Consider the following 8125-nt stretch of genomic DNA (forward strand, 5'->3'; position numbering starts at 1 on the left):
ATGCCAGTTTGCTGTATCTACATAAAAAACACCAACAGCAATTACCAAAAGTACAATACATAATTTTACTACAACCATCATATTACTGGCGTTTCTGGATTCTTTCATCCCGCGATATACTAATGCTGTAATCAATATAATGATTAATAAGGCTGGTAAATCAGCAACAAAATGTAAACCTGCTATCGTTGGCGAAGTCGTCCAAGCTGTATAAGAAGCTTGTAAATTAGAACCTAAATTTTCGAAAGATTTTCCTCCTTCCATTAAAGCAGTGGCATCTTTGAATCCATTCGAAGCTGTTAAATAATCCATTTGAATCCACTGAGGTAAATGAACTCCCATACTATCGAGTAAACCTGTAAAATAATCACTCCACGAAATGGCGACCGTTATATTTCCGATGGCATACTCCATAATCAGTGCCCAACCAATAATCCAGGCAATAATTTCGCCAAATGCAACATAAGAATAAGTATAAGCACTTCCCGAAACAGGAACCATTGATGCAAATTCGGCGTAAGCAAATGCAGCAAAACTACAAGCTATGGCTGTAAATAAAAAGAGGAATATTACCGCTGGACCTCCATCGGCACTAGCTTTTCCAATGGTACTAAAAATTCCTGCTCCCACAATTGCGGCAATCCCAAAAGCGGTTAAATCACGAGCTGTTAAGTGCTTTCCTAACGCATTATGACCATCGCTTTCATTTTTAGCAACTTGTTTTAAAATATCCTCAACTGTCTTCTTTCTAAATAAACTTGTGAATGCCATGTTGTAAATTTTATCATTAAAAATTAATATACTGTAAATTTTACAAAATTATTTTGCAAAAAATGCATATTTTATTCTAAAACTCAAATATATAAAACAATTTTAATCTACAAAATTTTAGACAAACATTTTTATTTTAAAGTTTTGAACTCAAAATTTATTTTGCAAAACTTCATTATTTTTATGGTTCTATCCTTATTTGTGTGGGTTTTAGTTTTTAACATTAATTTTAAGACTACAAACCATTAAGAAATTAAGCCTTAATTTACTTAATTTCTTAATGGCTTTTGTTTTAAAAATTTATTTTTTCTGAATAATTGTTTTATGGTAATATCCACACGATTCGGAGTAGAACCATTTTTATTTTAAGCAAGCTCTCAAAATAGTTGCTGGATGAAGTGCTTTTCTATTGGTTCCATCAAAAATTTGATGACGACAACTTGTTCCGGCTGCCGCAATTGAAGTATCAGAATCAGTAGTACGAATTTTTGGAAACAAAGTATCTTCGCCCATTTGCATACTAATATCGTAATGTTCTTTTTCATAACCAAAACTTCCCGCCATTCCACAACAACCCGAATTGTATATTGTAACAGAAGTATTTTTAGGCAAGTTCAACATAGCAAAAGTAGCTTCGATGGAACTCAAAGATTTTTGATGACAATGTCCGTGGATTTTAATAACTTTTTCAACATCCGAAAATTGCTCGGAATGAATTTTTCCAGAGGTAATTTCTCTTTTGAAAAACTCCTCAATGGTCAGTGTGTTTTTGGAAATTTTTTCGGCACTTTCTTTGTCTTTTGCCAATCGAATGTATTCGTCCCTAAAAGTCAATATCGCCGATGGTTCGATTCCAATTAATGGTGTGTCTTCGGAAATTAAATCTTTGAAGATAGCTACATTTTTATTGGCAATAGCCTGTGCTTCTTCTAGAAAACCTTTCGAAATATAGGCTCGACCACTTTCTTCGTGATTTACAATTTCTACTTTATATCCTAATTCCGTTAATAATTCAAACTCATCAATTCCTACTGAAACATCATAATAATTAGTAAACTCATCACAAAACAAATAGACTTTTCCATTAACGAATGAATTACTTTTTACTTTTGATTGCTGGTTTTTATACCATTTTCTAAAAGTAGTTTTGGCTAATAAAGGAACTTCTCTTTTTGGAGCAACTCCCATATTTTTCTTTACCAAAGGGAGATTTACCACAAAATTCGTAAAACTTGGAAGTAAACTTCCTAATTGATTTAATTTGGAATTATTAGCGAAGATTTTATTTCGAATGGAATAGCCATTTATTTTTTGATATTGATATAAAAACTCTGCTTTCAAGGCTGCAACGTCAACATTGCTAGGACATTCGCTGGCGCAAGCTTTGCAACTCACGCATAATTCGAAAACTTGGTACAGTTCTTTATGATTGAATTTATTTTCTTTTTCGGAATGGGTCAAATATTCTCGCAAGGCATTGGCTCTAGCCCGAGTGGTATCTTTTTCGTTTCGGCTGGCACGATAACTCGGACACAAAGTACCGCCTGCTGAAGGCAATTTTCTACAATCGCCTGAACCATTGCATTTTTCGGCAGCTCTCAACACTCCCAAACTATCCGAAAAATCCTGAATCGTTTGGATTTCAGGTTCTACTCTCCCCGATTCTACTCGAAGATTTTCATCCATTTTTGAAGTATTCACGATTTTGCCTATATTCAAAACAGAGTTTGGATCGAATGCTAATTTTATTCTTTTCAGCAATTCATAATTTTTTTCGCCAATCATAAACGGAATAAATTCGCCACGAACGATTCCGTCGCCGTGTTCTCCGCTCAACGAACCTCTATATTTTTTTACCAAATGCGCTACTTCGGTAGCAATCGTTCTAAAAAGTACTAAATCTTCTTTTTTCTTTAAATTCAAAACCGGACGCAAATGCAATTCACCAGCTCCAGCGTGTGCATAATAAATAGCATCTTGACCATAACTTTTCATCATTGCAGCAAATTCAGCAATATAATTGGGTAAATCACTCAATTCTACGGCAGTATCTTCGATAGAATCGGCGGCTTTATTGTCGCCAACGATGCTTCCTAAAAGTCCAAGACCAGCTTTTCGGAGTTCGATGATTTTATCAATATCAGCTCCATATAATTTTATTACCGCATAACCAAAATTATTTTTTTGTAAATCGTCAACCAAAGCATTAGCTTGAATTTCGGCATCTTCCATTGAATTTGAAGCTACTTCAAACATCATAATTGCCTTTGGATTTCCTTCGATAAAATGTCTATTTTTAACTTGCTCTCGATTGTTTTTGGTACAGTCTAAAATCGTATCGTCCATCATTTCGCAAGTATATAAATGATGTTTCATCGCCACAACAACAGCTTCGAGACTTTCTTGAATGGTATGAAAATGTGCCACTACCATTATATTATTAGCTGGAGGCAAATCGTCCACTTTCAAAGTGATTTCTGTTGTAAAAGCTAGCGTTCCTTCGCTTCCGCAAAGTAATTTTCCGAGATTTATAGTTGGTTCCGTGCCTGAAAACAATTCCGATTTCAACAATAAATCTACTGCATATCCTGTATTTCTTCTGTGGATTTCGGGTTTTGGAAACTCGGCAACTATTTCTTTTTGGTTTTCTTCATTCGAAAGTTCCTCATAAATTGTTTTGTAGATGTTGTTTTCGAGCGAGTTTCCTTTTGTCTTTTCGATAAAATTAGGCGAGGATATTTCGTTGAATATTACCGAAGAACCGTCGCTCAAAATGGCTTTGATTTCCACGATTTTATCACGGGTTACACCATAACGAATGGAAGTTGTTCCTGATGAATTGTTGCCAACCATTCCGCCAATCATACAACGACTTGAGGTGGAAGTATTGGGTCCAAAAAATAATCCGTGAGGTTTTAAAAATAAATTCAATTCGTCCCTAATAATCCCTGGTTGTACCGTTACGGTCTTTTTATTGGCATCAAACGAAACAATCTTTGTAAAATACTTCGAAACATCTACAATTATTCCATTTCCGACAGTTTGTCCTGCCAATGAAGTTCCAGCAGTCCTTGGCGTAAGCGAAATTTTGTTTTCTGTTGCAAAATGTATCAGCTTAACAATATCTTCATTATTTTTTGGATAAGCAACCGCAATGGGTATCATTCGATAAGCAGAAGCATCAGTAGCATAAATGGTTTTATGAAGGTCGTCAAATAGAAGTTCTCCTTCTAAAGATTCAGATAATTGTTGTAATTGAGAATTGGTTGCCATTTAGTATGTGATGTTGCTGTTATTTCTACAAATATAAATAGTAGGATTTTTAATTTGACGATTTTGATGCCAAAACTTAAAACTTACAATTGGTTTAAAGCTTAAGTTAGTTTGAATCATCTAATTTTCTTAATAATCAAAACGTTTAAAGGCTTCAATAGCTTGATATTCGGATAGGCCTAAATTATCGTAAATTTTTGCTGTGTTTTTATTACGATCTTCTGCTCTTACCCAAAATTCTCTTGAGTCATTGCCTTGAAACATCACTCTGTCTTTTTGAGATTGATGGTATAAAATTGCATGTCTTTTTAGCAATACTTCGTTAGGACTTAAAGGTACAGCCATATCAATTTCATGTATATCCCATTCATGCCAAGCTCCTCTGTATAACCACAACCAGCAATGCTTCATATATGGCTCTGGTTTCAGGGATGCCATTGCGGCAAAAATCGCATTCAAACAAACTTCATGTGTGCCATGTGGATCTGCAAGATCGCCAGCAGCAAAAACTTGATGAGGTTTAATTTTTGAAATAATATCTTTTACAATAGCAATATCCAAATCACTTAATGGATTTTTTTTAACAAGTCCTGTTTCATAAAAAGGGAGGTCTAAAAAATGGATATTTTCATCTTTTAATCCAATATATCTTGTAGCAGCATAGGATTCTCTTCTGCGAATAAGGCCTTTTAGTTTTCGGACTTCGAGTGAATCAATTTGTCCAGGACTTTTAGTCTTAATGAAATCTATTATTGATTGAAAATTTATTTCTTCTAATGGTTTGCCAATAAAATCTTTACAAACTTCGGCAAATTTCAATGCTTCGTCATCTGTAACGGCTATGTTTCCAGAAGTTTGATATACCACATGCACATCATGTCCTTGTTTGATTAATTTAGCAAAAGTTCCTCCCATAGAAATCACATCATCATCAGGATGAGGACTAAAAAGTATCACTCTTTTTTTAGCGGGTATTGAGCGTTCTGGTCTATTAGAATCATCCGTATTTGGTTTTCCTCCTGGCCAACCTGTAATGGTATGTTGCAACACATTGAACATATTGATATTCAAATCATAAGCTGAACCTTCTTGTGCCAAAAGATCAGACATTCCGTTATTATTGTAATCTCTGTCAGTCAACTTTAGAATTGATTGATTGGTTTTTTGGCAGAGCCAAACGATTGCTTTGTTTTTTAATTTCTCCGTCCAAATACATTCTCCTACTAACCAAGGGGTTTTTAATCTTGTTAGTTCTGAAGCTGCACCTTCGTCTAAAACAAAGGTTGCATTGTTATGATTTTGTAAAAAAGTAGCTGGAATTTCAGAACTTATATCGCCTTGTATTGTTCTTTTTATAACAGAGGCTTTGTTTTGCCCCCAAGCCATCAATACAATTCTTTTAGATCTGAGAATTGTGGAAACTCCCATAGTGATGGCTCTTTTAGGAACGTTGTCAATACCATTAAAATCGGAAGAAGCATCAACTCTGGTAATATGGTCTAAAGTAATAATTCGAGTTCCTGAATTAATGTGAGAACCAGGTTCATTAAATCCAACGTGACCTGTACGTCCAATTCCTAATAACTGAAAATCTATACCTCCAGCATTTTTAATTTTCATTTCATAATCAACACAATACTGATTTAAATTCCCTATTTCTACAGTTCCATCGGGTATATTTATATTTTCAGGTTTGATGTCAATATATTTAAAAAGATGTTCGTGCATAAAATAATGATAGCTTTGAACACTCTCCTTAGACATTGGATAATATTCATCCAAATTAAAAGTAACTACATTACTAAAGCTTAATCCTTCCTCTTTGTGCATACGAACTAACTCATCATATACTTTTATTGGAGAAGATCCCGTGGCTAAACCTAGCACACAAGTCTGGTTATTTTTTTCCTTTAATCTAATTAAGTCTGCGATTTCTTGTGCAACAATTTTTGAAGCTTCTAAAGAGTTTTTGAAAATTTCATTGTGAATTTTTTCGAATCTTGTTGCTTCATATTTCCCTGGTATTACGTAGGTCAAGTCTTGATTAGTTTTCATATATATTTGCCGAATTTAAGAGGTTAGCACAGCAAATATAAAAAATTAAACTAAAAATAATGCATATTTATGCGTTAATTTAAAATAAATAATTTAATAACGCATAATAACGCAAATTTAATATGCGTTATTCGTTATAAAACATAAACACCAGCTTTTACATACTCCTCTAGTAAAGCGTTGTTAGGATTCAAATCAGTAATAATTGTATGTAGTTGCTTTAGTTCGCAAACACCGTAAGGCATTTTAGTATTCAATTTTTCAGAAGTTACCATAGATACTAATTTATCAGAAGCTTGCAACATAGCTTTCTTGGCAATAGAAACTTCATAACCCATTTCTGTAAGCCCTAAATTAACATTGATACTACTTGCACCCATAAAGCAAATATCTGCCTTAATTTTTGACAATGCCTGAACCACATCTAATCCTATAGTTACCATTGCATTTTTTTGCAGTTTTCCCCCAATAAATATTAGCTCTACGTTAGAATGCTGTGACAGCTGCATCGCTATCGGTAAGCTATAGGTATATATAGTTGCCTTAAAATCAGAAGGAATTAACTTTGAAAATACTAAATTTGTGGTACCTCCACTTATTATAATTACCTGTCCATCCTTTAATAGAGAAAGCGCCTTTCTCCCTATTTCCTTTTTTTTATCTTCATCAAGTATGACTATATCAAAAATATCTACTGGCCTATCCTTTACAGGAAAAGCCCCTCCGTAAACCTTCATAAGAAGCCCCTTATCATTCAATTCATTTAAATCTCTTCTTACGGTATCTTCGGATAATTTTAATTCTTTAGCAAGCTCTATGGTGTTGATTTTATGCTCTTTAAGCATTTTATCCATTATATAATTATGTCTTTCAGATTTTAGCATTTTTATAAAATTAGTTACAACCTACAAATATATTAAAAAATATGCTTTATTCTTCTGCTTTTAATTTAATCATTGTTTCTATAGTTATATTAATTAATAAATTAAGGTAATAATAACAAATAACAAAAAAATTCTTGCGTTATTTTGCATTATTAAAAAATATATTAAAAAAAACAGCAATAATTTGCATTCGTAAATTAGATATACATATATTAGCCATTTAATACTATAAAAACGAATTAAAAACTTAAAAAATTAAGTAAATAAAAACCATAATTTTTTTCATAAAATGATTCACAAAAATTATTGACTACATTATCAAATGATTTTTTAAAGCTTGATAGTCGTGAAAATTTTAAAAACAACTTAGCATACATTAACCCTTAATATTTTTTAACCATTAAACCAATTTAAATGAAACACAAAATTTCACTCAGTAAGAAGTTAAGCAAATACATTGTTGTATGCTTGTTCTTCTCGTTATTTGGGCAACTTATTAATGCCCAACAGACCTACACTTTTTCTGGAAAAGTTATGGATGCCAGCATCAAGCAGCCTATTATAGGAGCATCAGTGCAGGTTGGAAAAACCAAACTTAATGGTTCGACTGATATTGATGGAAATTATAATTTTTCTGGAAGTCTAAAACCAGGGAATTATACCATCGTTTTTAGCTACATAGGTTTTTCTAATAAGAGCCAAAACATAACACTTGGTACGGATTCCAATGTTGAAACAAATGTTTCTTTACTTGCAGATTTAATGAATCTTGACGAAGTAGTTGTTACTGGAACTTCTGTGAAAACAAGTAGAAAACAATTAGGAAACTCTATTGCTACATTAAGCGCAAAAGACTTGTCAAATTCAGGTGCCACTGGGGTTGATCAAGCTATGGCTGGAAAAATTTCTGGAGCATTAGTACAACAAAATTCAGGAGATCCTGCTGGTGGAGTTAGTGTTAGAATGAGAGGACCAAGTACTATAACTGGTGGTTCTGATCCTTTGTATGTGGTGGATGGTTTAATTGTGAGCAACTCAAGTAGAGAAGTTATCAAATTGGGAGGTAATACACAAAATAGATTGGTCGATTTAAATCCAAACGATATTGATCATATTGAAATTCTTAAAGGTGCTGCCGCCGC

5 protein-coding genes are annotated in these 8125 nt (G+C 33.3%); 1 reads left to right on the forward strand and 4 read right to left on the reverse strand.

Annotated features, from left to right (window positions below):
• The 4 genes from PHC28_RS12200 to PHC28_RS12215 all read right to left on the reverse strand — a co-directional run.
• A partial coding sequence (locus PHC28_RS12200) for an amino acid permease (RefSeq protein WP_300100744.1) occupies nt 1–771 on the reverse strand: 771 nt, incomplete at its 3' end.
• A 360-nt stretch (nt 772–1131) separates the two neighbouring features.
• The gene (locus PHC28_RS12205) at nt 1132–4044 is read right to left on the reverse strand and encodes an FAD-binding and (Fe-S)-binding domain-containing protein (protein ID WP_300100747.1); all 2913 of its coding nucleotides are present in this window, start codon (nt 4042–4044) and stop codon (nt 1132–1134) included.
• Between the two features lie 129 nt (nt 4045–4173).
• Entirely contained in the window at nt 4174–6099 is a 1926-nt protein-coding gene (gene nagB / locus PHC28_RS12210) for a glucosamine-6-phosphate deaminase (RefSeq protein ID WP_300100749.1), read from the reverse strand.
• Between the two features lie 134 nt (nt 6100–6233).
• Complete coding sequence (locus tag PHC28_RS12215; protein WP_300100751.1) at nt 6234–6983, reverse strand: DeoR/GlpR family DNA-binding transcription regulator; 750 nt, start codon at nt 6981–6983, stop codon at nt 6234–6236.
• A gap of 414 nt (nt 6984–7397) precedes the next feature.
• Here PHC28_RS12215 and PHC28_RS12220 point away from each other — a divergent pair.
• Nucleotides 7398–8125: carboxypeptidase-like regulatory domain-containing protein (locus PHC28_RS12220; protein WP_300100753.1), on the forward strand; the 728-nt coding region annotated here is incomplete at its 3' end.

Origin of the sequence: Flavobacterium sp. (genome assembly GCF_028712645.1) — a bacterium.
Taxonomy (GTDB): Bacteria; Bacteroidota; Bacteroidia; order Flavobacteriales; family Flavobacteriaceae; genus Flavobacterium.

Excerpts from the sequence above, each read along its gene's own strand:
- PHC28_RS12205 (WP_300100747.1), bottom strand. The coding sequence starts at position 4,044 with ATGGCAACCAATTCTCAATTACAACAATTATCTGAATCTTTAGAAGGA.
- nagB (WP_300100749.1), bottom strand. The coding sequence starts at position 6,099 with ATGAAAACTAATCAAGACTTGACCTACGTAATACCAGGGAAATATGAA.
- PHC28_RS12215 (WP_300100751.1), bottom strand. The coding sequence starts at position 6,983 with ATGCTAAAATCTGAAAGACATAATTATATAATGGATAAAATGCTTAAA.